The organism is Superficieibacter electus (assembly GCF_002915575.1).
Taxonomy (GTDB): domain Bacteria; phylum Pseudomonadota; class Gammaproteobacteria; order Enterobacterales; family Enterobacteriaceae; genus Superficieibacter; species Superficieibacter electus.
This window is the reverse complement of the sequence record NZ_PQGD01000007.1, coordinates 109,378-130,747: the sequence shown is the minus strand read 5'-3', so window position 1 is coordinate 130,747 and position 21,370 is coordinate 109,378. Positions and strand designations below refer to the sequence as shown.

The window sequence follows — 21,370 nt, the reverse complement described above, 5'->3', positions numbered from 1 at the left end:
GAGCAAACCCGCCACAGTGTCTGGCTTTATACTCTTCCCCGCACGCGATTTATCCTGCACTCCGCCTGTCAGCGCCGGTCGCCGGACGGTTCCCTCTCCCTCAGGGAGAGGGTTAGGGTGAGGGTGGTTTACCCCCGGTATTCGATCACCGACAACCCGCCGTTATAGTCCGTGCTGTAGATGATCCCCTGGGCATCCACAAACACATCGCAGGACTGAATAATCTGTGGTCTGCCGGGCCGGGTATCCATCATCCTCTCAGGTGCGGCAGGCACCAATGCCCCGGTTTCCACCGGATGATACGGATCGGAAATATCATATGCCCGCACGCCCGCATTTTGATACGTGGCAAAAATCAGCGTCGAGCTGATAAAACTGCCGGGCCGGTTTTCATGCAGATTATGCGGACCGAAATGCGCCCCCTTCGCCACGTAATCGGCTTCCTTCGGCTGTGGAAAGGTGGAAATACTCACCGGATTCGACGGATCGCGGATATCAAACAGCCAGATCAGTTTCTCGCCATCTTCCTGATTATCCAGCACCGCTTCATCCAGCACCACCAGCAGGTTGCGGTCCGGTAGCGGCAATGCTGTATGCGTTCCACCGCCAAACGGTGGGCTCCAGTTACGGTGGCTAATCAGCGTCGGCCGGGTGCGATCTTTCACATCCAGCAGCGTCAGTCCGCCATCGCGCCAGCTCCCATAGGCGGTATCGCCTGCGATGATCGCATGATGGAGAGCATAGCGTTTGCCTTCCGGCCACGCGGGTTGCTCACCGGCCGCCTGATTCATACCGGGTAACCACCAGCGCCCGGCCACTTCCGGCTTACGCGGATCGGCCAGATCGATGGTGAGAAAGATATAATCGGTAAAACCATCAATCAGCGCAGAGACGTAGGCCCACCGCCCGCCAACGTACCAGATACGGTGAATGCCGATACCGTTGAGTGACAGGAAGCCTATCTCACGGGGTTTATCCGGCACAGAAATATCAAACACCCGCAGCCCGGCGCTCCAGCCTTTGTCCTGCACGTCGCTGACCGTTTCGCCTACCTGACGGGTGTAGTAGACCTTTTCATCGGCAAAGCGGGCATCGGCGAACAGGTCGCGGGCGTTAATGACCAACAGCAAATCGTCATGCGCCTGAAGATGCACATTCCAGGTACCCGGCGGCGCGGGGATATAGCCCACCGCCTGCGGATTTTTGGGATCACGCACATCGACTATCGAAAATCCCTGCGACACCATATGACCGATGTACGCAAAGCCACGATGCACCATAAGCTGCACACCGTCAGGACGCCCGCCCTGATCGCTATGGCCGATAAGCCGCATGTTACGGCTGTAATCGGGACGGGGTAACGTATTTGCCATAGAGGCTCCTTTTGACAACGGTGTTCCACCTGCCGGGCGGTCGCTTCGCCTTGCCCGGCCTGGCTGTCCGGCCAGCGCATCTGCCGGAGGTTATTTATTCTTCGCTTCCAGCGTCGCAAACCACGGGGCGATAAAGTCCTGGGTCTGCCCCCATCCCGGAATGATCTTACCTAAGCCTGCGACATTCACTGCGCCCGGCTGGCTTGCCAGCAGCGCCTGCGGAATGGTTGCCGCTTTAAAATCATAGGTGGCAGGCGTCTGCTCCCCGGCGATTTTATTGGCAATCAGGCGCACGTTAGTGGCCCCTATCAGTTTCGGATCGACCGCCACGCTGACCTTCCAGGGGCTGCCTGATTCACGCATCAATTGCAGATCCTGATTGGAGATATCAATGCTGTAGAGTTTGATTTCGGTGCGGCCATTCTCCTTCAGCGCTTTATACGCGCCCTGGCTGAACGCATCCCAGGTTCCCCAGATAGCGTCAATCTGCCCTTTCGGATACTTCGCCAGCACCGCGCCAACTTTATTGGCCGTATCGCCCTGAACGTCAGAGGACACCGCGCCAATCGATTCCAGCTCTTTAATGCCCGGATTCTGTTTCAGCAGTTCTTTGTAGGCCGCCTGACGCCGCTCCATCGGCGGGAAGCCCGCAACCCACAGCTTGATGATATTCGCCTTGCCGTTGAAATCTTTCACCAGTTCACCAAACGACAAATTCGTCAGCGATTTATCGTCCTGCTGCGTCACCGTTACGCCCGGGATCTCGCCGTTAACCGCTGTATCAAACACCGACACTTTAATTCCGGCATCGACCGCTTTTTTCACCAGCGCCGTGGAGTACGGATCGCGCCCCTGCGAAAGGATGATGCCGTCATATTTCTGGCTGATCGCCTGATTCACAAAATCCTGAAATTTCGCGTCGTCACCATTACTCAGAAAGGTGCTGACTTTAAAACCGAGCTTTTTGCCTTCAAGAATGGCCCCGGAGACAAACTGCGTGGTGTTATCATCCGACCCGAGGTTGCGGATAATCGCAATACGGATCGGCCCCTGATGCTCAGCAATCGCCGCCGGAACTGGCGCAGGCGTGGCGGCATAGCCCGGGATCGCGCTGAGCAACCCCAGCGCCAGCAGTGAAAGCGTCATTTTTTTCATATTTCTGTTCCCCTGAAGAGTTAACGTCGCTGGAAGTAAGTCAAAGCAAGCGCACCAGCCAGCACCAGCCCCTTAATAATGTCCATGGCGTAATACGGTACGGAAAGCATCACCAGCCCGTTGGAAAGCACACCCAGAATGACCGCCCCCACCAGCGTGCCCAGCGCGTTAGGTTTGCCGGACCCGGCGAGCGAGAAGCCAATCCACGCGGCGGCCACGGCGTCCATCAAATAACCGCCCCCGGCGTTGACCTGCGAGGAGCCAATGCGAGAAGCCAGCAGAATACCGCCCAGCCCTGCGAGTAAGGAGGCAATCAGATACGCCGCCACTTTATAGCGCGTGGTACGAATGCCTGACAGGCGTGCCGCTTCGGCATTGCCGCCAATCGCGTACATCCGCCGCCCGTGGGTGGTCAACGACAGGCCAAGCTGCGCCAGTACCGTTACCACCAGCATAATGATCACGATGGTCGGCACCTGCCCGAGCAGACTAAACGCGGCCGGGATGGTGCCTTCCGCCATCTCTCCGCTCGGCAGCACCATGTTTTCGGTGATAGACCCCCCGTAGCTATAGGTCATCGCCACGCCCTGAATGACAAACAGACTGCCGAGGGTGGCGAGCATGTCAGGAATGCGCAGCACCACAATCAGAAAGGCGTTAAACAGCCCCACCAGCAGACACAGCGCCAGCGTCAACAGGATCGCTTCGCTGGTGCCGAAGCCGTGCCAGACAAACAGCGAAATGACCAGCGAGTTTGCCAGCGAGGCCGTTGAACCGACCGAGAGATCGAAGCCGCCGACGGTCAGCGAGATGGACACGCCAACCGCAATCACCGTGACAATCGCAATGGAGCGCAGAATATTGATGATGTTAAAGGGGTCGAGGAAATTATCTGACGCCAGACCAAAAATGGCGATCAGCGCCACCACGGTCAGCAGCATGCCCCACTTGTAAAGAAAATCGAAAAAGTGCTGACGGGGTGAAGCCGTCGCGTTTACTGAAAGGGCTTTGCTCACGCCGCCGTTCCTCCGGTCGAGTAATAAAGTAAGGTCTCTTCGCGGGCATCCTCACCCTGAATTTCCGCCACAATGCGCCCGTCCCACAGCACGCAAATGCGATCGCACAGGCCGACCAGTTCGCTAAATTCGCCTGAGGCGTAAATTACGCCCCGACCTTCGCGCGCCAGACCGTCGATAAGCTGGAAAAGCTCGGTTTTCGCTTTGACGTCCACCCCCTTGGTCGGCTCGTCAAAAATCAGCACGCTGGCGTTGCCGCGCAGCCATTTTCCGATGGCCACTTTTTGCTGGTTGCCGCCGGACAGACGGCGTAACTGCTGCCCCGGCCCGGTGGTGCGCACCCCGACACGGGCAATGGTTTCCTGCGCCCAGCGCCACGCCTGACGATGCCCAAACAGGCTCCAGCGCGAGAAGCTGTTATCCGCGCTGACGGCCAAATTCATGGCAATGGATTCATCAATAAAGATGCCTTCTTTGCGCCGTTCCTCCGGCACCAGCGCCAGGCCGCGCGTCACCGAATCTGCCGGATCGCGAGGACGCCAGGGCTGGCCGTTGAGTTCGCCCCGCTCGCTACGGCTTTTTGTTGCCCCAAACAGCGCCTTACACAGTTCGGTTTTTCCGGCTCCCGCAAGACCTGCAATGCCGAGAATTTCCCCTTTGCGCAGACGCAGCGAGATATCATTTAACCGTGTGGCATCATGCAGACCATCGACGCTCAGCAGGATTTCCTCACCACACGGCGGACGGCGCGGCGGATAAATATCGTTAAGCTCATGGCCGAGCATTTTCTCGACGATGGCATCCGCGCTGAGTGCCGCCATTGGCCCGCTCTCAATCAGTTTGCCGTCGCGTAGCACGGTGAGGGTGTCACAAATCGCTTTGAGTTCGTGGATACGATGGGAAATAAACACCACCGCAATTCCCTGCTGCTGTAAACGTCTGACCACGGTAAAAAGCCGTTCGCTTTCATGACGGTCCAGCGGCGCGGTTGGCTCATCAAGAATTAAAAAGCGACAGTGGTGGGAAAGCGCACGCGCCAGCAGAATTTGCTGTTTTTCCGCCAGCGTACAGCGGTCAATGGAACGTCGGACGTCCATCATCACATCAAGCTGCGCCAGCGCCGCGCGCGCCTGACGGCGGATCTCGCCCCAGCGATAGCGATGCCCTGGCTCTGCCAGCGCATCCAGCATAATATTTTCCGCAATGCTCAGGCCGGGAACCAGTGCCACATCCACTTCCTGCTGCACCAGGTGAATACCCAGCCGCTTTGCCTCCAGCGGCGAGCGAATCGTCACTACCGAGTTATTAATGGCGATCTCGCCCTCATAATGATCGAACGTCCCCGACAGCACCGCCATCAGCGTCGACTTGCCCGCACCGTTGGCACCGGTTAAGGCATGAACCGATCCTCCTGTCAGGCTGAAATTCACCTGGCTGAGTGCCTTAACGCCTGCAAAGGCCAGCCCAATCCCGCGCATCTCAAGGCGATTGGCTTTCATCGGCTGCGGCCTCCTGATATTAATGTTTTGATTTAGCGTATATTTCCTGTGAACACCTTGACTGGCAACGACAGAAAAGGCATAACATAAAACAAAATATTATTAGCCATCCGGATGTCCAGACATAACATCGGGTTAGCGATTACGCATAAGGACAACACACATGAGCAATACCGATATTCGCGTTGTGCCCGGCCCGGCCAACTACTACTCCCACAGCGGAAGCCTTGCGCGGCTGGCGGATTTCTACAGCGCTGAACAACTTTCACGGGCGATATGGGTTTACGGGGAGCGGGCCATCGCCGGTGCACGTCCGTTTCTGCCGGAGGCGTTTAATGCCGCTGGCGCGAAACACTGCCTGTTTACCGGTCACTGTAGCGAAACGGACGTAGCCGAGCTGGCGCAACGCGCAGGCGACGATCGCGCGGTGGTGATTGGTGTTGGCGGCGGCGCGCTGCTGGATACCGCAAAAGCGCTGGCCCGCCGCCTTGGCCTGCCTTTTGTCGCCATCCCCACCATTGCTGCCACCTGCGCGGCCTGGACGCCGCTGTCGGTGTGGTACAACGACGCCGGGCAGGCACTGCATTTTGAGATTTTCGACGATGCCAATTTTCTGGTGCTGGTCGAGCCGCAGATTATCCTTAATGCCCCGGCGGAATACCTGCTGGCGGGCATCGGCGATACGCTGGCGAAGTGGTATGAAGCGGTCGTACTGGCCCCGCGCCCGGAGGAACTGCCGCTGACGGTGCGTCTTGGCATTAACGGCGCGCTGGCCATTCGCGACGTGCTACTGGCGCAAAGCGAACAGGCGCTGGTCGATCAGCAACGTGGTGAGCTAACCCAGGATTTTCGTGACGTTGTGGACGCCATTATTGCCGGTGGCGGCATGGTGGGCGGACTGGGCGAGCGCTATACCCGCGTCGCCGCAGCGCACTCCGTACATAACGGCCTGACGGTGCTGCCGCAAACTGAAAAATTCCTTCATGGCACTAAAGTCGCTTACGGCATTCTGGTACAGAGTGCCCTGCTCGGCCAGGATGAGGTGCTGGCGCAGCTTAATGCCGCCTATCAGCGTTTTCATCTGCCCACCCGTCTGGCTGAGCTTGACGTGGATATTAATAATCATGAAGAACTCGCGCGGGTGATAACGCATACCCTGCGCCCGGGGGAATCCATTCACTTCCTGCCCGTCACTCTCACGCCAGAAACCCTGCGCGCCGCCATCGAAAAAGTCGAGTTTTTCGGCCATTAATCCACGTTTTTTGCCTGCCTCTGTCACGGGACGGAGGCCGGTGCGATCCTGCTCGTAAAACCTGCTTTTGCTGCTTTTTGTGGCAATCGATCCGCTCTACGCTTGTCCGGCATAAGATAAGTTAAAAAATCTAATTATCTTATTATTTACTTATATCATGACAGCGCGTACAGTGGAGGTCGACTTGAATTTTATGTGTCGTGGCGGTTAAGCGCAGAACGTCCACCACTTATTTGCATGAGGAATGTGCACCCTATGAGCATTCAATATATTAAAGACGAGAAAGGAAACCCGCAGTACGTGGTGATCCCCTACGATGTTTATTTTCAAATGCGTCTGCACAGCGCAGAGACCGAAACGCAAAGCGAGGCGGAAGGCTGGGAAGATATTCCGTATGAACATGATAAATATGACGATGTCGGTATTCCCGATGACATCATCACGTTGATGAGCGAAGAGAAAGTGAGCTTACAGGCCGCCTGGCGTATTTATAAAGGTCTGTCGCAGCAAGAGGTGGCAGAAAAGCTGGGCATCAGCCAGTCTGCGGTTTCTCAGCTTGAATCACCGGACTCCCGGCCACAAAAGCGCACCCGCGAAAAGCTGGCAGCCCTGTATGGCTGTACTCAGGAGCAAATCAGCCTGCGTATTTAGCAGCACTTCATGCCGCCTTTCCCACCATAACGCGCGTCCTGGCGTTCGCGGAAAAACTCTTCATACGTCATCGGTGTCTGCTCCGGGTGCGTGATACGGATGTGCTCAACGTAATTGTCATAATCCGGCACGCCGATCATCATCTTCGCTGCCTGCCCCAGGTATTTCCCGGCTTTTGAAAGCGTATCAAACATAGCGATTCCATTATGTGTCCCTCCCTTTTGTAAGGGAGGGACTGTTTAAAAGCAATCAGTGTGCGCCTTTTGACTGCGCGACAATCTGATCCAGATTGTCCGGCATCGCCTGATATGGCGTTTCTTTCGCCGTCACGCCATTCTGCCTCAGCGCCGTCATGGCGGTTTTGATGGAGAACAGCGCCAGAACCACGACCACCACCATAAAGAAGATGGTCAGGCCTGCATCCAGGCGGTTGTTAAACACCAGTTGTGCCAGCTGCGATTCCGTATACTGCGACGGGATATTACCGCTGTCTATCATTGCCTGGAATTTATTGGCGATGGCGAGGAAGCCGACTTTTGCATCCGGACTGAAAGATTTCTGCCACCCTGCGGTGAGGGTACAAATCAGCAGCCACGCGGTAGGCACCAGTGCCACCCAGGCATACCGCTGACGCTTCATCTTAAACAATACTACCGCGCACAGCATCAATGCCATACCGGCCAGCATCTGGTTGGCAATACCGAACAGTGGCCACAGAGTGTTGATACCACCGAGCGGATCGACCACGCCCTGATGGAGGAAATACCCCCACGCCAGCACGCACAGCGCGGTTGCCAGCAGGTTGGCCGGAAGCGAATCGGTACGCTTCAGACCCGGAGCCACGACCCCCAGCAAATCCTGCAACATAAAACGTGCCGCGCGCGTTCCCGCATCGACCGCCGTCAGAATAAACAGCGCTTCAAACAGAATAGCAAAATGATACCAGAAGGAAACATCCATCAGGCCACCCAGTGCGCCGTGGAGAATATAGGCCATCCCCACCGCCAGGGTGGGTGCTCCGCCTGCCCTGGAGATAATGGACTGCTCCCCTACCTCATTAGCAATATGCGCCAGCGTTTCCGGGGTAATACTAAAGCCCCAGCTACTAACGACCTGTGCAGCAGAAGCCACCACATCCGCCGTTCCTGCCGGTGCCAGCACCGCCATCGGACTGTTCATGGCGAAGTACACGCCCGGATCGATAATACAGGCGGAGACCAGCGCCATGATCGCCACAAACGACTCCATCAGCATTCCACCATAGCCAATAAAACAGGCCTGGCTTTCGTTGGCCAGCATCTTCGGCGTAGTACCGGAGGAAATCAGCGCGTGGAAGCCTGATACCGCGCCACAGGCAATGGTAATAAACAGGAACGGGAACAGATTCCCTGTCCATACCGGGCCGGTGCCGTCAATGAATTTGGTCATGGCAGGCATGGTCAGCGTCGGGCGCATAATTAAAATGCCGATTGCCAGGCCAATAATGGTACCGATTTTGAGAAAGGTGGAGAGGTAATCACGTGGAGCCAGTAACAGCCAGACCGGCAGTACAGCCGCCACGAAGCCATAGCCCACCAGCATCCAGGTGAGCTGAATTCCGGTAAAATCGAAATAGGGTGCCCAGGTTTCGCTTTCAGCCACCCAGCCGCCGGAGATAATGGCAAAAATAAGGAAAAACAGGCCGATAATTGAGACTTCGCCAATTCGACCGGGGCGCAAATAACGAATATACACGCCCATAAATAGCGCCAGTGGAATGGTAAAGGCGACGGTGTACGTCCCCCACGGGCTGTGGGTCAGGGCTTTAACCACAATCATCGCCAGCACGGCGAGGATAATCACCATGATCATAAAACAGGCCACCAGCGCGATAATTCCCGCCGTTGCGCCCATTTCCTCTTTCACCAGTTCACCCAACGAACGTCCGTCGCGGCGGGTGGACACAAACAGCACCATAAAGTCCTGCACCGCTCCTGCCAGCACCACGCCCGCGAGTATCCAAATCATTCCCGGCAGGTAGCCCATTTGCGCCGCCAGTACCGGTCCTACCAGCGGGCCGGCACCGGCTATGGCTGCAAAATGGTGACCAAACAGCACTTTTTTATCTGTTGGTACATAGTCCAGCCCGTCGTTATGCCGCACTGCAGGCGTCATACGCGTAGGGTCTACCGCCAGCACCTTTCTGGCAATGTATAGGCCGTAAAAACGATAAGCGATCAGATAAATGCATACGGACGCGACGACAATCCACAGCGCGTTAATCTGTTCACCGCGATTGAGGGCGATGAAGCCCAGCGCAAATGCCGCTACGACGCAGAGCACTGCCCAGATGATGTATTTCCCTGAATTATTCATAATTGGATTCCGCTGCCTCAGCCAGAGAGATGTTACATTTTGTTTCTAGAGCATTGGAGGGAATTTAACAACTAAGAAACTTTGCAGATCGGAGGTAGAACCGTTTTTTTACATGACAATGTTAAGGGGATCACTTTAGGACGGTAACGGCGTGAAATTGAGGGGGGAGTCTGGGTCAGGCTGTGTTCGCGCGGCTCCCCCTCACCCCAGCCCTCTCCCAGAGGGAGAGGGGGTAGTCCACCGTCGGGAAAGAGGCCGTTCACCCTCGTTAGCATCACGAAAGCGCACAAGTCCGGCTCCGCTCACCGCCCGTTCCCTCAGGGAGAGGGCCGGGGTGAAGGAGAAATCCACGCCCGCATCAAGCAAAAGCGCACAACCCGGCTCCGCCCTTCCCCCTCTCCCTCAGGGAGAGGACCAGGGTGAGGGTGGTTTTCCTGAAGACGACAGTCTCCTACCCCAGCACCGCCGTACTTAACCGGCAGGTGCAGCAGCGTCTTCCCTGCTCATCGAAGACCACGATTTCCCAGCTCTGATTCTGGCGGCCGAGGTGCAGAGGCTGACAAACCCCGCGTACCTTCCCCTGCGACACTGCCCGGTGGTGGGAGGCGTTAAGCTCCATCCCGACCACGCACTGACCGTCGCGTGGCATCAGATATCCCGCCATCGACCCCAGCGTTTCCGCCAGCGCCGCTGACGCTCCGCCGTGCAGCAGGCCAAACGGCTGGTGAGTGCGGGCGTCGACCGGCATTTCGGCTTCCAGAATATCATCGCCGAGGCGGGTATAGATGATGCCGAGATGGGCCACCATCGTGTTCTGACTGGTGGCGTTGAGTTCATCCAGGCTCAAATGGCGTTTCCAGATCATCCTCAGGCTCCCAGGGTTGAACCGCCGTCTACCACGATATCCTGAAGCGTGATATGACAGGCGTGATCGGAGGCGAGAAAGAGAATAGTACTGGCGATGTCCTGCGGGCGGGCAATTTTGCCCAGCGGGATACCAAGCTTGAACTGCTCGCCAAATCCACGAATGCGCTGCTTTTCCGCATCGTCGCTCGTCCATAGCGTACGCTGCATATCGGTGTCGGTGGAGCCTGGCGAGACAATGTTACAACGTACACCGCTTGCCGCCAGCTCCAGCCCGACCGTCAGGGCCAGGCTTTTCAGCGCGGCTTTCGAGGCACCGTAGGCGCTCATGCCGAGGCGCGGCGTGTGAGCGGCATCCGACGCTACGGTGACGATGGCCCCGCCCTGCTGACGGCGAAACTGCGGTATGGTCTGCTGGAAAAAGTTAAACGCGCCGCCGACGTTGACTGCGAACGTCTGTTGCCAGTCTTCAATGCTGAGCGCCTCCGTGGCCCCCATGCGCAAAATACCCGCCGCATTCACCAGGACGTCCAGCCGCTGATGAGTGGCAAGCAGACGCTGACAAACCTCCGCCACCTGCGTCGCCTCCGCCACGTCCAGTATTTCCGTGGCAAAGGGATACTCATCCCGCGCAAACGCCACGTCAAAACCGGTCACTGTCGCGCCAGCCTCAACAAACGCCTGCGCGGTGGCATAACCAATGCCCTTGCCTGCCCCGGTGACCCACACCGTTTTACCGTGAAAGTCGAAACCAGACATCACTTCACCTCGCGGGAAAGCAGCGTCCACCAGGCATCCAGGGTCGGGTTTTTCGCCAGCATCACAAAATCAATATCGCCGTGCACTTTGCGCCAGCGGGCCGCCAGCGCCATCATGCGTACAGAATCCAGGCCGTAGTCGATCAGGTTTTCATCATCCAGCGGTTCATCGGATTCATCCAGTAGCGGCAGGATCAGCGCCCGCAGCGCATCTTTGCTTTTCGGCACCGGTGCAGGTAGCAGTTCTTCGGTCATTACGACCCGTCCTGAACGACCCGCGACGTAGTTGAGCGCCATCAGATGCTCTTCACGGCTGAAATCCGCCAGCGCATCGGCCACCATAAACGGCTGAATATCGCGCATAAACGCATCGGTAGCGGTGGTCATACAGCCGATGTGGGCATAAACGCCGGTAATGATGAGCTGGTTGCGACCTGTGGCCTTAAGCTGTTCTTCCAGCGGCGAGCGGTGAAACGCGCTGTAGCGCCATTTTACCAGCACGGTATCGCTTTCATCCGGCGTAAGGGCGTCGACAATTTTTTGCTGTTCCGGAGAGCGGGTTAAGCCCGGCCCCCACATATCGTTGAGTAAGGCGCGATCGTCATCGCTTTGCTCTTTCGGCTGCGCGGTGTAATACACCGGAATATTATGCTGTTTGCAGTACTGGCGCAGGGCGGCGATGTTCGCGATCACCTGCTCCATCATCGGGCAGTTTTCGCCCCAGAAGCCGATGAAATAGTCCTGCATATCGTGGATCAGCAGCGCGGCACGCGCGGGATCGACGGTCCAGGAAACTTTATTATCCGGCATGTCGCTGGCGGTGGGCAGCGCGTAGGCCTGTAATTTTGGGATTGCCATTTCTTTCTCCTTCACACCGGCGAACGGGACGCCAGCCATTGACGCAACTGTTTTTTATCGACTTTACCAACCGGGGTGAGCGGTAGCGCTTCAATGCACTCCACACGATCCGGCAGTTTATATTCGGCAACGCCCTGCTCGCGCAGGAAGCGGCGGACCTGTACCGCCCGCAGCGGCGCGTTGACCACCAGCCACGCGCAGCTTTTTTCGCCCATCAATTCGTCTTCCATACTGACCAGCGCCGCCTGGATCACCGACTCGTGGCGCAGCAACAGGTTCTCAATCTCTTCCGCCGCGATTTTTTCACCGCCACGATTGATCTGATCTTTTTCCCGGCCCTGCACGGTAATGTAGCCCTGATCATCAATGGTGATTAAATCGCCTGAACAGTAAAAGCCGTTCTCATCAAACGCGCTGGCATTGTGCTCCGGGCTGTTAAAATAGCCGCGAAAGGTATACGGGCCGCGCGTCATCAGCCGTCCCACTTCGCCACGCGGCAACGGGTTGCCGTCGGCATCCGCCACCCATACTTCGTCATCCGGGCACATCGGGCGGCCCTGGGTGTGAAGAATGCGATCCAGCGGATCGTCCAGCCGGGTATAATTGACCAGTCCTTCCGCCATGCCGAAAACCTGCTGGAGCTGACAGCCGATTTCCTGAGGAATGCGCGCAGCAAGGGTTGAAGGCAGACGTGCGCCGCCGACCTGAAGCAGTTCCAGCGAGGCAAGCTGCGCTTTACTGCCGCCTTCCTGAAGCGCCTGTAGCCACAGGCTCACCGCTGGCGGCACCAGCGGCGCAACCGTTACCTGATGCTTTTCAATCAGCGGAAAACACAGCGTGGCGCTGGGATCGGCGGCAAGCACCACGGTCCCCTGCGCCAGAAACACGCCAAGCGCGCCAGGAGAGCTGATGGCGTAGTTATGCGCGGCCGGAAGCGCGCACAAAAAGCGGGTGCGTTCGCTAAACTGACAAATCTCATTACTGCGTCGCACGCTGTAGTAGTAGTCGTTATGAGTGCGCGGAATGAGTTTCGGCGTACCGGTGGTGCCGCCGGAGAGCTGGAAATACGCTACCTCATCGGCAGGCGATGGCGTGGCGATAAATCCTTCCGCCTGGCGAGAAATCGCCGCGTTAAGATCGTGCTCACCCTGATGCTGACGCAGCAGCACGACGCGAACCGAGCCGTGTGCGGCTACAAACTGATTGAGAAATTCCTCGCTGGCAAACAGCGCATGCTCGCGGTCGGCCACGATCAGTGCCGGTTTGATTTGCGCGGCGTAAGCGGTCAGTTCCGAACGCTGATGGCTGAACAGGGCCATGACCGGTGCCACGCCCAGCTTCAGTAGCGCAAAGAAGGTGATATAAAGTTCCACCACGTTGCCAAGCTGCACCAGCGCGGTTTCTCCCGGCTTGATCCCCTGCTCCTGGAGTGCTGCGGCCAGATTATCGGAAGCCTGATTCAGTTCGCGATAGCTGACATGACGCTCGCCGTCGATGACCGCAATGCGATCGCTGTGCGCATGGCGGGTCAGAATGTCGGTCAGCGGCAGATCCTGCCAGTAGCCTTTCTCGCGATAGCGGCGGGCGAAATCTTCAGGCCAGCGGGTAAAGGGAATGCTCATCATCGCTCCTTACTGTAAGCCAAAGACGTTCAGCATGGTGGACAGTTTGGTGCCGGTTTCACGCCACTCCGCCACGGGAGACGAGGCGGGAACAATACCGGCCCCGGCAAACAAACGGATATGATTTTGATGCAGGCGGGCGCAGCGAATAGTGACGACCCACTCGCCGTTGCCCTCATCGTCACACCAGCCGACGATGCCGCCAAACAGTTCACGGTTAAATGGCTCAAGCTCAGCAATGATTTTTTTTGCTACCTGATGCGGGAACCCGCTCAGCGCAGGAGTCGGGTGTAGCAGACAGGCCAGCGACAGCGCATTTTCCCGGGTGTCGCACTCGCCGGTAATCGGTGTGCCCAGATGCCATAGCGTCGGCGTAGTGATCAGTTGCGGGGACCCCGGGAGCGTCAAATGGCGACTGCGCGGTGCCAGCACGGTTTTCATCGCCTGCGTTACCAGATCATGCTCATGGCGATCTTTTTCCGAGGCCAGCAGTTTGTTGCCCGCTTCGCGATCCAGCACGTCATCCGGCTGGCGGCGCGCCGACCCCGCCAGCGGCAGCGAGCTGAACTGCGTGCCTTCTTTACGCAGCAGCAGTTCCGGACTGGCACCTAACAATACGCCGCCATCGCTCAACGGCAGGTGGAAGTTATAGCTGGCCGGATTCTGGGCGATCAGTCGCTCCAGTAATTCGCCGCTGTCCACCGGCGCGTCGGTGGCAATGTCAATCAGGCGGGATAAGACGACTTTATCCACCTCCGGCGTGGCGGTCAGGGCGGCGGCGCGGGCCACCATCGCCATAAATGCCTCCTGCTCCGGGATCTCACGGCGATCGGTCACGTTCAGCGCCTGCTGCGGCGTCACGTAACGCGCGGAGTGCTGTTTCTCTTTGCGGGAGAAACTCTCGTATCGCTCGGGAATGAACAACTCGCTCGGCTGCGTGGTATCAAACGGGATCGCCCCGACCAGTACCGGTTTTTCAATTCCCGCCGTCTTAGCACTGGCAAACGCGTCCTTCAGCGCCTGCTGAAATGCGCTGTCTGGCTGGTCGCCCCCGTCGGCAGGCTCACTTACCCGCGCAACACAGCCTGCCGTCGTAAAGCTGCGGAACGGCGACATAAAAAGAAAGCGATCGGCACTCAGCGTTGCCTTTTCCTGCTGAAGCTCTTCAGCCAGTGACGTTTCCATATTCCTCTCCAAAAACCATAAAGATAATAATTATCATTATATTTTGGCTCGCTAACCTAAAAGCAAAACTGCCCTGTGTCAACCGCCGGGGATAGCATCTTGTGCGGGTAAGGCTTGCATCCACGTGATGCAAAGCTGAAAATGAGAAGCATTCACCACAATAATACAGGATACCACTCCGTGAATTTTCTCTCTTTACGCCGCAACGCGCTTCTGACGCTGTGCCTTTTTCTTTTCGGAGTAACCTCAGCGCTGGCGGCAGACTGGCCACGCCAGGTAACCGACAGTCACGGCACGCAGACGCTGGATCACAAACCGCTGCGTATTGTGTCTACCAGCGTCACCCTCACCGGCTCACTGCTGGCGATCGACGCGCCGGTGATTGCCAGCGGAGCCACCACCCCGAATAACCGCGTCGCCGACGGCCAGGGATTCCTGCGCCAGTGGGGCGAGATAGCAAAACAACGCCAGCTCGCCCGGCTGTATATTGGTGAACCCAGCGCTGAAGCCGTCGCGGCGCAAATGCCGGATCTCATTTTGATCAGCGCGACCGGCGGCGACTCGGCGCTGGCACTTTACGATCAGCTCTCGGCCATTGCCCCGACGCTGGTCATTAATTACGACGATAAAAGCTGGCAGGCGCTGTTAACTGAACTCGGCAACATTACCGGTCAGGAAAAACAGGCGGCGGCACGCATTGCCGACTTCGATCGCCAGCTTGCGACCGTGAAGCAGCAGATGACACTGCCGCCGCAACCGGTCAGCGCGCTGGTTTATACGTCCGCCGCCCACAGCGCTAACCTGTGGACCGCCGACTCAGCGCAAGGCAAGCTGCTGGAGCAACTCGGCTTTACCCTGGCAACATTGCCTGCCGGGCTGCACACCAGTCAGAGCCAGGGTAAGCGCCACGATATTATCCAGCTCGGCGGTGAAAACCTTGCAGCCGGGCTTAACGGTCAGTCGCTGTTCCTGTTTGCCGGCGACCAGAACGATGTTGAAGCGATCTACGCCAATCCGCTACTGTCCCACCTGCCAGCGGTACAGCATAAGCAGGTCTGGGCGCTGGGCACGGAAACCTTCCGACTCGACTACTACAGCGCCATGCTGGTCCTGCAACGGCTGGCGTCACAGTTCAAATAACGGCTAGTTTTCGCACGCTTCCACGGAAGGAGGCGGCTGGCGAAAGCGCCGCAGTTCGTTCAGCGCCAGCATCAGCACGCCCCCCACCGCCACCAGCGTAAATCCGCTGACGCTGGCCGACGTTACCGGCGTCATAACCGCTCCCAGTCCCCCGAGTAATGCCGCGCCAATCGCATCCCCGGTGACGTTTTGCGCCGTCCACAATCCGTTGATGCGTCCCAGCATAGCTTCCGGCGTCTGGGTCTGGATCAGGGTATATTGCAGCAGCGAACTGATGGCACTTAGCCAGCCAAACAGCGCCAGACATAAAGCACCTGCTATCCAGATCGGCATCAGGGCAAACAGTCCGATAGCGAAAAACGATCCGACGGTGGTGGCGAGCATAATCAGTCCCGGTCGTTCACGCTGCGCCAGCCGACCGCTGGTCAGCGCCCCCAGCGCCGCACCGAGCGGAATGGCGGCATACAGTATCCCAATCTGGGTGGCAGACATGTGCCAGTTGATAGCCAGCGCCGGGTACAACACTCGTACCGCGCTTGCCATCGTTAACAATCCGCCGAGCAGCGCAATACCGCCGATGAGCGGGCTGCGCAGCAAAAACTGAAAACCGGCAACCAGCGAGGTCAGCGGGTGTTCACGCGGCTGCGGCGGCGGCGGCAGCGCAGGCAGACTCAGCAGCGGCAGCAGGGTAATAAAAGTGCCTGCCGCCGCCAGTCCGTAGTTCCACGCCACGCCACCGCCCGCCAGTAAGATGCCGCCGAGCATCGGCGAAATCACCGATCCCAGGCGCACGGTGAGCATGGTAATCGCGCCGGCCTGCATCAGATTCTCGCGCCCGACCAGCGTGGGCGTCGCCGCCAGCAGCGCCGTCACGCCAAGCGACGCAAAGAAGCCATCCCATAAACCTAATAAATAGATCGCGATCAGTGACGGCTCCGGCAACAGTGCGTTCAGACATAAGCCGATAAAGCCGATACCGCAGGTACCCCGCGCCAGCAGGATCACTTTTTTACGTTCATAGCGGTCGGCCAGCACGCCGCCTGCCATCAGCCCGACAAACATCGCGCTGCCGGTTAAGGTGACGGACAGCCCGACCTGCCAGGTAGAGTGGGTCATCATCTGGATTTGCACAGGGATTGCCACGCCCAACAGACCAAGAGAAAGAATAGAAATAAAGCGGGCGAGAAAAACAGCGCGAAACGCGGGATGTGTCTTCAGCAGGCTCACATTCAGCAGCCAGGATTGTCGGTTCATTACAGTGCCTTTACGCAACATATTCACTGGCAGAATGCGTTGCGATTGATTTTGGATATACCCATTCGGTGGCCGCACATGCTACCATAATCAAATAAGATCGATAACGATAATTACTATCATTATCATGCAATGGAAGCTGTTATGTCGCACTCCCCTTCCCGGGTTCGGGCCATTGCGCTACCGGGACTCTTGATATTGCTGCTGGCCACCGCCGCACTCAGTTTGTTGGTTGGCGCAAAACCTCTGCCTTTCACCGTGGTTGTTGATGCCCTGACGGGTCACTGCCAGAGCGCTGACTGCACGATTGTGCTTGATGCACGTTTACCGCGCACCCTGGCGGGACTGCTGGCTGGCGCGGCTCTCGGGCTGGCAGGTGCACTAATGCAGACCCTGACCCGTAATCCGCTGGCGGACCCCGGCATTCTTGGCGTTAACGCCGGGGCCAGTTTTGCCATCGTGCTGGGTGCCGCGCTGCTCGGCATCGCCTCGCCGCAGGAACAGTTATTGATGGCATTTTGCGGCGCGCTGGCGGCGACATTGCTGGTCGCCTTTACCGGCAGTCAGGGCGGCGGCCAGCTCAGCCCGGTTCGCCTGACGCTGGCGGGCGTGGCGCTGAGTGCAGTGCTGGAGGGGCTTTCCAGCGGCATCGCGCTGCTTAATCCTGACGTTTACGATCAGCTACGCTTCTGGCAGGCGGGTTCGCTGGACATTCGCACCCTGCAAACCCTGAAAGTGGTTGTTATTCCGGTGACCATTGCCGCGGCCATCGCCTTATTACTCAGCCGCAGTCTTAACAGCCTGAGCCTCGGCAGCGATACTGCCACCGCGCTGGGTAATAACGTCGCCCGCGTGCAGATCACCGGTTTACTGACCATCACCGTGCTGTGCGGTAGCGCGACGGCGGTGGTTGGACCAATCGCCTTCATTGGCCTGATGATGCCACATTTATCGCGCTGGCTGATGGGAGCCGATCATCGCTGGTCCCTGCCCGCCACGCTGCTGGCAACGCCCTCCCTGCTGCTATTGGCAGATGTACTGGGACGGCTGCTGGTACCGGGCGAACTGCGCGTGTCAGTGGTCAGCGCTTTTATCGGCGCGCCGGTACTGATCTGGCTGGTTCGCCGCCGCCAGTCGGGAGGCCTGCGATGAACGCACCTTCACGACGCCTAATCCTCTGCGTTGTTATCCTTAGCGCGGGAAGTCTGCTGCTGGCTCTCTGGGGTCTGCGCAGCGGCGCAGTCACGCTGGCACCCGGTCAGGTTATTGCTGCCCTGCTGGGCGACGCGCCGCGCAACATTTCACTGGTGGTCAACGAATGGCGTCTGCCGCGGGTGCTAATGGCGCTGGTCACCGGGGCCGCGCTTGGTGTCAGCGGCGCGATTTTCCAGTCGCTGATGCGTAACCCGCTCGGCAGCCCGGATGTGATGGGCCTGAACACCGGCGCGTGGAGCGGCGTGCTGGTGGCGATGGTTCTTTTTGGTCAGCATCTGACCGCCATTACGCTGGCGGCGATGGTGGGCGGCATTCTCACGGCGCTTATCGTGTGGGCACTGGCATGGCGCAACGGCATCGAGACTTTCCGCCTGATTATCATCGGCATTGGCATTCGTGCCATGCTGATGGCCTTTAATACCTGGTTGCTGTTAAAGGCATCGCTGGAGACTGCGCTGTCTGCCGGACTGTGGTACGCCGGTTCACTTAACGGGCTGACCTGGGCGAAAACCTGGCCCGCCACACCGCTGATTTTCATTATGCTGACTGGCGCGGCCCTGCTGGTGCGCCGGCTGCGTCTGCTGGAGATGGGTGACGATACCGCCTGTGCGCTGGGGGTTAGCGTTGAGCGCTCACGCCTGCTGCTGATGCTGGTTGCGGTGTTGCTGACCGCCGCCTCTACCGCCCTTGCCGGGCCAATATCTTTTATTGCGCTGGTGGCACCGCACATCGCCCGGCGCATCAGCGGCACCGCACGCTGGGGCTTAACCCAGTCGGCGCTGTGTGGCGCGCTGCTGCTGCTGGCCGCAGATTTCTGCGCACAGAAATTTTTCCTGCCTTACCAGCTTCCGGTAGGCGTCGTTACCGTCAGCCTTGGCGGTATCTATCTCATCGCGTTGCTTATTCAGGAGTCACGTAAAAGATGACCGACACCGTAACCCGCCTGCACGGCGACCAGTTGACGCTGGCGTATGGCAGCAAAACCATCGCCGAATCGCTGAGCGTGGCGATCCCCGACGGCCATTTTACTGCGATTATCGGCCCTAACGGCTGCGGCAAATCCACACTGCTGCGCACGTTGAGCCGTCTGATGACGCCAACCCACGGCCAGGTGTATCTCGACGGCGAGCAGATCCAGCGCTACGCCAGTAAAGAGGTCGCGAAACGCATCGGTCTGTTGGCGCAAAATGCCACCACGCCCGGCGATATCACGGTACAGGAGCTGGTGGCGCGCGGACGCTACCCGCATCAGCCGCTGTTTACCCGCTGGCGGCAGGAAGATGAGCAGGCGGTCAGCCGCGCAATGCAGGCCACCCGGATTACCGATTTAGCCGGGCAAAATGTTGACACTCTCTCCGGCGGCCAGCGCCAGCGGGCATGGATTGCGATGGTACTGGCTCAGGAAACGGCCATCATGCTGCTGGACGAGCCCACCACCTGGCTGGACATCAGCCATCAAATCGAACTGCTGGAACTGCTCAGCGAGCTGAACCGCGAGAAAGGCTACACCCTCGCGGCGGTGCTGCACGATCTGAATCAGGCTTGCCGCTACGCCACGCATCTGATTGCCCTGCGCGAGGGAAAAATTGTTGCCGAGGGCGCGCCGAAGGAGATTGTTAGCGCTGAGTTGATTGAGAAAATTTACGGCATGAAGTGCGTGATTATCGACGATCCAGTAGCGGGAACGCCGCTGGTGGTGCCGCTGGGGCGAAGGAGTGCGCGGGGGTAAGAAAAGGTTTGAGGCGCTGTTAAAACCACCCTCACCCCTGCCCTCTCCCTGAGGGAGAGGGAGTATTTGCCTCCTGAGAACATGAAAGGTCACTCCTTCATGGCTCCTTCAGTACAGGTATATGTTAGTCCCCTGCCCCAACAACAAGCGCGGGCGACTCCCTCTCCCTCAGGGAGAGGGAGTATTTGCCTCCTGAGAACATGAAAGGTCACTCCTTCATGGCTCCTTCATTACAGGTTTATGTTAGTCCCCTGACTCAACAACAAGCGCGGGCGGCACCCTCTCCCTCAGGGAGAGGGTGTATTTGCCTCCTGAGAACGTGAACGGCCACCCCTTAATGGCAGGTATATGTTAGTCCCCTGACCCAACAACAAGCACGGGCGGCTCCCTCTCCCTCAGGGAGAGGGTTGGGGTGAGGGTGGTTTTACCCGTTCCCACACTTTCACTTGAGGTACATCCCAGCGCAGGTAAAATCTGCCAGGCGCAAACACAACGTTATCAGGGTATGGCGATCGTCACGGCGGGAACGCCGCTGGTGGTTGGCTGGGGCAAGAAAAGGTTTGAGGCGCGGTTAAAACACACCCTCACTCCTGCCCTTTGAGAACGTGAACGGTCACCCTTAATGGCTCTTTTAGTACAGGCATCACAAACCATGCTAAGACAATTCGAACACTGGCTAAAAATCAACGCCTCCTGCCCTTTTTTGTATAACGCCAACCACCTGACAGAAAGTATCGTCATTGATATCGACAACGAAAAATATATCGCGAGATTTACCGCCTGGGATGACGGGAGTTGCTTTTCCGAGGTAATCCTCATTGAAACGGGGGTCTACATAATGGATAAAATAGAAAATTACGTTGGCCTTGATGGACTAGTAGATTTGTTCCATATATTTTTAGAACATTGTGATTCCCGTTATATTACATCTCAGTAACGACCCGATATGAAAACCTTCGAATTTGGTGACCGCAGTCTTTTCGCTATCAAAGTCTCGATCGAAAATAATATCGCCCACGCTGTCTTTTTCTGTGAATCAGAAAAATTAGGCAATGACGATGAATTTGACGACCTCGATACGCTGATTGCCTTGCTTAATAACAAAATTTTCGGTCTTAATAAGTCATTAGCGAATGAATTAATGACGTTTAATAAGCGCCAGGTGATAGCGTACATCGTTGAAGGTTATGAAACCGCCGAAGACCGAACTGAGGTGCTAAAATTGAGTTCAGCCTGGATCACGCTTGATCTCACTCCCTGCTTCGACGGTGAAATTTTTATTTTGCTGCCCTCCGCTGAGCATGACCGGATCGTCTGGAGGCCATTTAATGACGCCCGTCCGAGGGAAGCCTTCCTCCCGGCAGGTTATGTATCAGAGCAGCTCATGGCGTTTGTCAGCGCCTTTTCCTCTGCGCCAGAATAGTGCCGCCATCCTAATGATGGC

General features: G+C 57.6%; 21 protein-coding genes. 9 read left to right on the top strand and 12 right to left on the bottom strand.

Annotated elements, in window-relative coordinates; genetic code table 11:
• Positions 1-128: 128 nt before the first annotated feature.
• The 4 genes from CHU32_RS10325 to CHU32_RS10310 form a co-directional block, all read right to left on the bottom strand.
• Positions 129-1,373, bottom strand: a complete 1,245-nt coding sequence (locus tag CHU32_RS10325) for an LVIVD repeat-containing protein (RefSeq protein WP_103677156.1) — start codon at positions 1,371-1,373, stop codon at positions 129-131.
• A gap of 90 nt (positions 1,374-1,463) precedes the next feature.
• Positions 1,464-2,528 carry a sugar ABC transporter substrate-binding protein gene (locus CHU32_RS10320; RefSeq protein ID WP_103677155.1) on the bottom strand — a complete coding sequence of 355 codons (1,065 nt, stop codon included), beginning with the start codon at positions 2,526-2,528 and terminating at the stop codon, positions 1,464-1,466.
• A 20-nt stretch (positions 2,529-2,548) separates the two neighbouring features.
• Entirely contained in the window at positions 2,549-3,544 is a 996-nt protein-coding gene (locus tag CHU32_RS10315) for an ABC transporter permease (protein WP_103677154.1), read from the bottom strand.
• Positions 3,541-5,043: a sugar ABC transporter ATP-binding protein gene (locus CHU32_RS10310; protein WP_103677153.1), complete on the bottom strand. Its 1,503-nt coding sequence runs from the start codon at positions 5,041-5,043 to the stop codon at positions 3,541-3,543. The genes CHU32_RS10315 and CHU32_RS10310 overlap by 4 nt, the downstream gene beginning before the upstream one ends.
• 163 nt (positions 5,044-5,206) lie before the next feature.
• On the opposite strand from CHU32_RS10310, the gene CHU32_RS10305 reads away from it, so the two are divergent.
• On the top strand, positions 5,207-6,295 hold the full coding sequence (locus tag CHU32_RS10305; RefSeq protein ID WP_103677152.1) for an oxidoreductase: 1,089 nt from the start codon (positions 5,207-5,209) through the stop codon (positions 6,293-6,295).
• A 255-nt stretch (positions 6,296-6,550) separates the two neighbouring features.
• On the top strand, positions 6,551-6,946 hold the full coding sequence (locus tag CHU32_RS10300) for a helix-turn-helix domain-containing protein (protein ID WP_103677151.1): 396 nt from the start codon (positions 6,551-6,553) through the stop codon (positions 6,944-6,946).
• Here CHU32_RS10300 and CHU32_RS10295 read toward each other — a convergent pair.
• The 7 genes from CHU32_RS10295 to entC form a co-directional block, all read right to left on the bottom strand.
• Positions 6,943-7,140 (bottom strand): YbdD/YjiX family protein, encoded by a 198-nt coding sequence (locus CHU32_RS10295; protein ID WP_103677150.1) that lies wholly within the window; start codon positions 7,138-7,140, stop codon positions 6,943-6,945. The two genes, CHU32_RS10300 and CHU32_RS10295, sit on opposite strands and share 4 nt — an antisense overlap.
• A gap of 55 nt (positions 7,141-7,195) precedes the next feature.
• Positions 7,196-9,301 (bottom strand): pyruvate/proton symporter CstA, encoded by a 2,106-nt coding sequence (gene cstA, locus CHU32_RS10290; RefSeq protein WP_103677149.1) that lies wholly within the window; start codon positions 9,299-9,301, stop codon positions 7,196-7,198.
• A gap of 451 nt (positions 9,302-9,752) precedes the next feature.
• Complete coding sequence (gene entH, locus CHU32_RS10285; RefSeq protein WP_103750838.1) at positions 9,753-10,166, bottom strand: proofreading thioesterase EntH; 414 nt, start codon at positions 10,164-10,166, stop codon at positions 9,753-9,755.
• Between the two features lie 2 nt (positions 10,167-10,168).
• Positions 10,169-10,924, bottom strand: coding sequence for a 2,3-dihydro-2,3-dihydroxybenzoate dehydrogenase EntA (gene entA, locus CHU32_RS10280; protein WP_103677147.1), 756 nt, complete (start codon positions 10,922-10,924; stop codon positions 10,169-10,171).
• The gene (locus tag CHU32_RS10275) at positions 10,924-11,781 is read right to left on the bottom strand and encodes an isochorismatase (protein WP_103677146.1); all 858 of its coding nucleotides are present in this window, start codon (positions 11,779-11,781) and stop codon (positions 10,924-10,926) included. The genes entA and CHU32_RS10275 overlap by 1 nt, the downstream gene beginning before the upstream one ends.
• Positions 11,782-11,792: 11 nt before the next feature.
• Positions 11,793-13,403: a (2,3-dihydroxybenzoyl)adenylate synthase EntE gene (gene entE, locus CHU32_RS10270; RefSeq protein WP_103677145.1), complete on the bottom strand. Its 1,611-nt coding sequence runs from the start codon at positions 13,401-13,403 to the stop codon at positions 11,793-11,795.
• A 9-nt stretch (positions 13,404-13,412) separates the two neighbouring features.
• Entirely contained in the window at positions 13,413-14,588 is a 1,176-nt protein-coding gene (entC, locus tag CHU32_RS10265; protein WP_103677144.1) for an isochorismate synthase EntC, read from the bottom strand.
• A gap of 180 nt (positions 14,589-14,768) precedes the next feature.
• Here entC and fepB point away from each other — a divergent pair, with 180 nt between their 5' ends.
• Positions 14,769-15,728 (top strand): Fe2+-enterobactin ABC transporter substrate-binding protein, encoded by a 960-nt coding sequence (gene fepB / locus CHU32_RS10260; RefSeq protein ID WP_103677143.1) that lies wholly within the window; start codon positions 14,769-14,771, stop codon positions 15,726-15,728.
• A 3-nt stretch (positions 15,729-15,731) separates the two neighbouring features.
• Here fepB and entS read toward each other — a convergent pair whose 3' ends face one another.
• Positions 15,732-16,982 carry an enterobactin transporter EntS gene (gene entS / locus CHU32_RS10255; protein WP_103677142.1) on the bottom strand — a complete coding sequence of 417 codons (1,251 nt, stop codon included), beginning with the start codon at positions 16,980-16,982 and terminating at the stop codon, positions 15,732-15,734.
• Positions 16,983-17,126: 144 nt separating this feature from the next.
• Here entS and fepD point away from each other — a divergent pair, with 144 nt between their 5' ends.
• From fepD to CHU32_RS10230, 6 genes are all read left to right on the top strand, one after another.
• Positions 17,127-18,134, top strand: coding sequence for a Fe(3+)-siderophore ABC transporter permease (gene fepD / locus CHU32_RS10250; RefSeq protein WP_103677141.1), 1,008 nt, complete (start codon positions 17,127-17,129; stop codon positions 18,132-18,134).
• Complete coding sequence (gene fepG, locus CHU32_RS10245; RefSeq protein WP_103750837.1) at positions 18,131-19,123, top strand: iron-enterobactin ABC transporter permease; 993 nt, start codon at positions 18,131-18,133, stop codon at positions 19,121-19,123. Before fepD ends, fepG begins: the two co-directional genes overlap by 4 nt.
• The gene (fepC, locus tag CHU32_RS10240; protein WP_103677139.1) at positions 19,120-19,926 is read left to right on the top strand and encodes an iron-enterobactin ABC transporter ATP-binding protein; all 807 of its coding nucleotides are present in this window, start codon (positions 19,120-19,122) and stop codon (positions 19,924-19,926) included. Before fepG ends, fepC begins: the two co-directional genes overlap by 4 nt.
• A 412-nt stretch (positions 19,927-20,338) precedes the next feature.
• Positions 20,339-20,527: a hypothetical protein gene (locus CHU32_RS28025; protein WP_133159996.1), complete on the top strand. Its 189-nt coding sequence runs from the start codon at positions 20,339-20,341 to the stop codon at positions 20,525-20,527.
• 21 nt (positions 20,528-20,548) lie between these two features.
• Complete coding sequence (locus CHU32_RS10235) at positions 20,549-20,863, top strand: immunity protein TriTu family protein (protein WP_133159264.1); 315 nt, start codon at positions 20,549-20,551, stop codon at positions 20,861-20,863.
• 9 nt (positions 20,864-20,872) lie between these two features.
• Positions 20,873-21,349: an Imm42 family immunity protein gene (locus CHU32_RS10230; protein ID WP_103677137.1), complete on the top strand. Its 477-nt coding sequence runs from the start codon at positions 20,873-20,875 to the stop codon at positions 21,347-21,349.
• The last annotated feature ends 21 nt before the right edge of the window (positions 21,350-21,370 follow it).

What these genes read in the sequence shown, in the direction of transcription:
- CHU32_RS10325 (WP_103677156.1), bottom strand. Translation starts at nt 1,373, where the DNA reads ATGGCAAATACGTTACCCCGTCCCGATTACAGCCGTAACATGCGGCTT.
- CHU32_RS10320 (WP_103677155.1), bottom strand. Translation starts at nt 2,528, where the DNA reads ATGAAAAAAATGACGCTTTCACTGCTGGCGCTGGGGTTGCTCAGCGCG.
- CHU32_RS10310 (WP_103677153.1), bottom strand. Translation starts at nt 5,043, where the DNA reads ATGAAAGCCAATCGCCTTGAGATGCGCGGGATTGGGCTGGCCTTTGCA.
- CHU32_RS10305 (WP_103677152.1), top strand. Translation starts at nt 5,207, where the DNA reads ATGAGCAATACCGATATTCGCGTTGTGCCCGGCCCGGCCAACTACTAC.
- CHU32_RS10300 (WP_103677151.1), top strand. Translation starts at nt 6,551, where the DNA reads ATGAGCATTCAATATATTAAAGACGAGAAAGGAAACCCGCAGTACGTG.
- CHU32_RS10295 (WP_103677150.1), bottom strand. Translation starts at nt 7,140, where the DNA reads ATGTTTGATACGCTTTCAAAAGCCGGGAAATACCTGGGGCAGGCAGCG.
- cstA (WP_103677149.1), bottom strand. Translation starts at nt 9,301, where the DNA reads ATGAATAATTCAGGGAAATACATCATCTGGGCAGTGCTCTGCGTCGTA.
- entH (WP_103750838.1), bottom strand. Translation starts at nt 10,166, where the DNA reads ATGATCTGGAAACGCCATTTGAGCCTGGATGAACTCAACGCCACCAGT.
- entA (WP_103677147.1), bottom strand. Translation starts at nt 10,924, where the DNA reads ATGTCTGGTTTCGACTTTCACGGTAAAACGGTGTGGGTCACCGGGGCA.
- CHU32_RS10275 (WP_103677146.1), bottom strand. Translation starts at nt 11,781, where the DNA reads ATGGCAATCCCAAAATTACAGGCCTACGCGCTGCCCACCGCCAGCGAC.
- entE (WP_103677145.1), bottom strand. Translation starts at nt 13,403, where the DNA reads ATGAGCATTCCCTTTACCCGCTGGCCTGAAGATTTCGCCCGCCGCTAT.
- entC (WP_103677144.1), bottom strand. Translation starts at nt 14,588, where the DNA reads ATGGAAACGTCACTGGCTGAAGAGCTTCAGCAGGAAAAGGCAACGCTG.
- entS (WP_103677142.1), bottom strand. Translation starts at nt 16,982, where the DNA reads ATGAACCGACAATCCTGGCTGCTGAATGTGAGCCTGCTGAAGACACAT.
- fepD (WP_103677141.1), top strand. Translation starts at nt 17,127, where the DNA reads ATGTCGCACTCCCCTTCCCGGGTTCGGGCCATTGCGCTACCGGGACTC.
- fepG (WP_103750837.1), top strand. Translation starts at nt 18,131, where the DNA reads ATGAACGCACCTTCACGACGCCTAATCCTCTGCGTTGTTATCCTTAGC.
- fepC (WP_103677139.1), top strand. Translation starts at nt 19,120, where the DNA reads ATGACCGACACCGTAACCCGCCTGCACGGCGACCAGTTGACGCTGGCG.
- CHU32_RS10235 (WP_133159264.1), top strand. Translation starts at nt 20,549, where the DNA reads ATGGCTCTTTTAGTACAGGCATCACAAACCATGCTAAGACAATTCGAA.
- CHU32_RS10230 (WP_103677137.1), top strand. Translation starts at nt 20,873, where the DNA reads ATGAAAACCTTCGAATTTGGTGACCGCAGTCTTTTCGCTATCAAAGTC.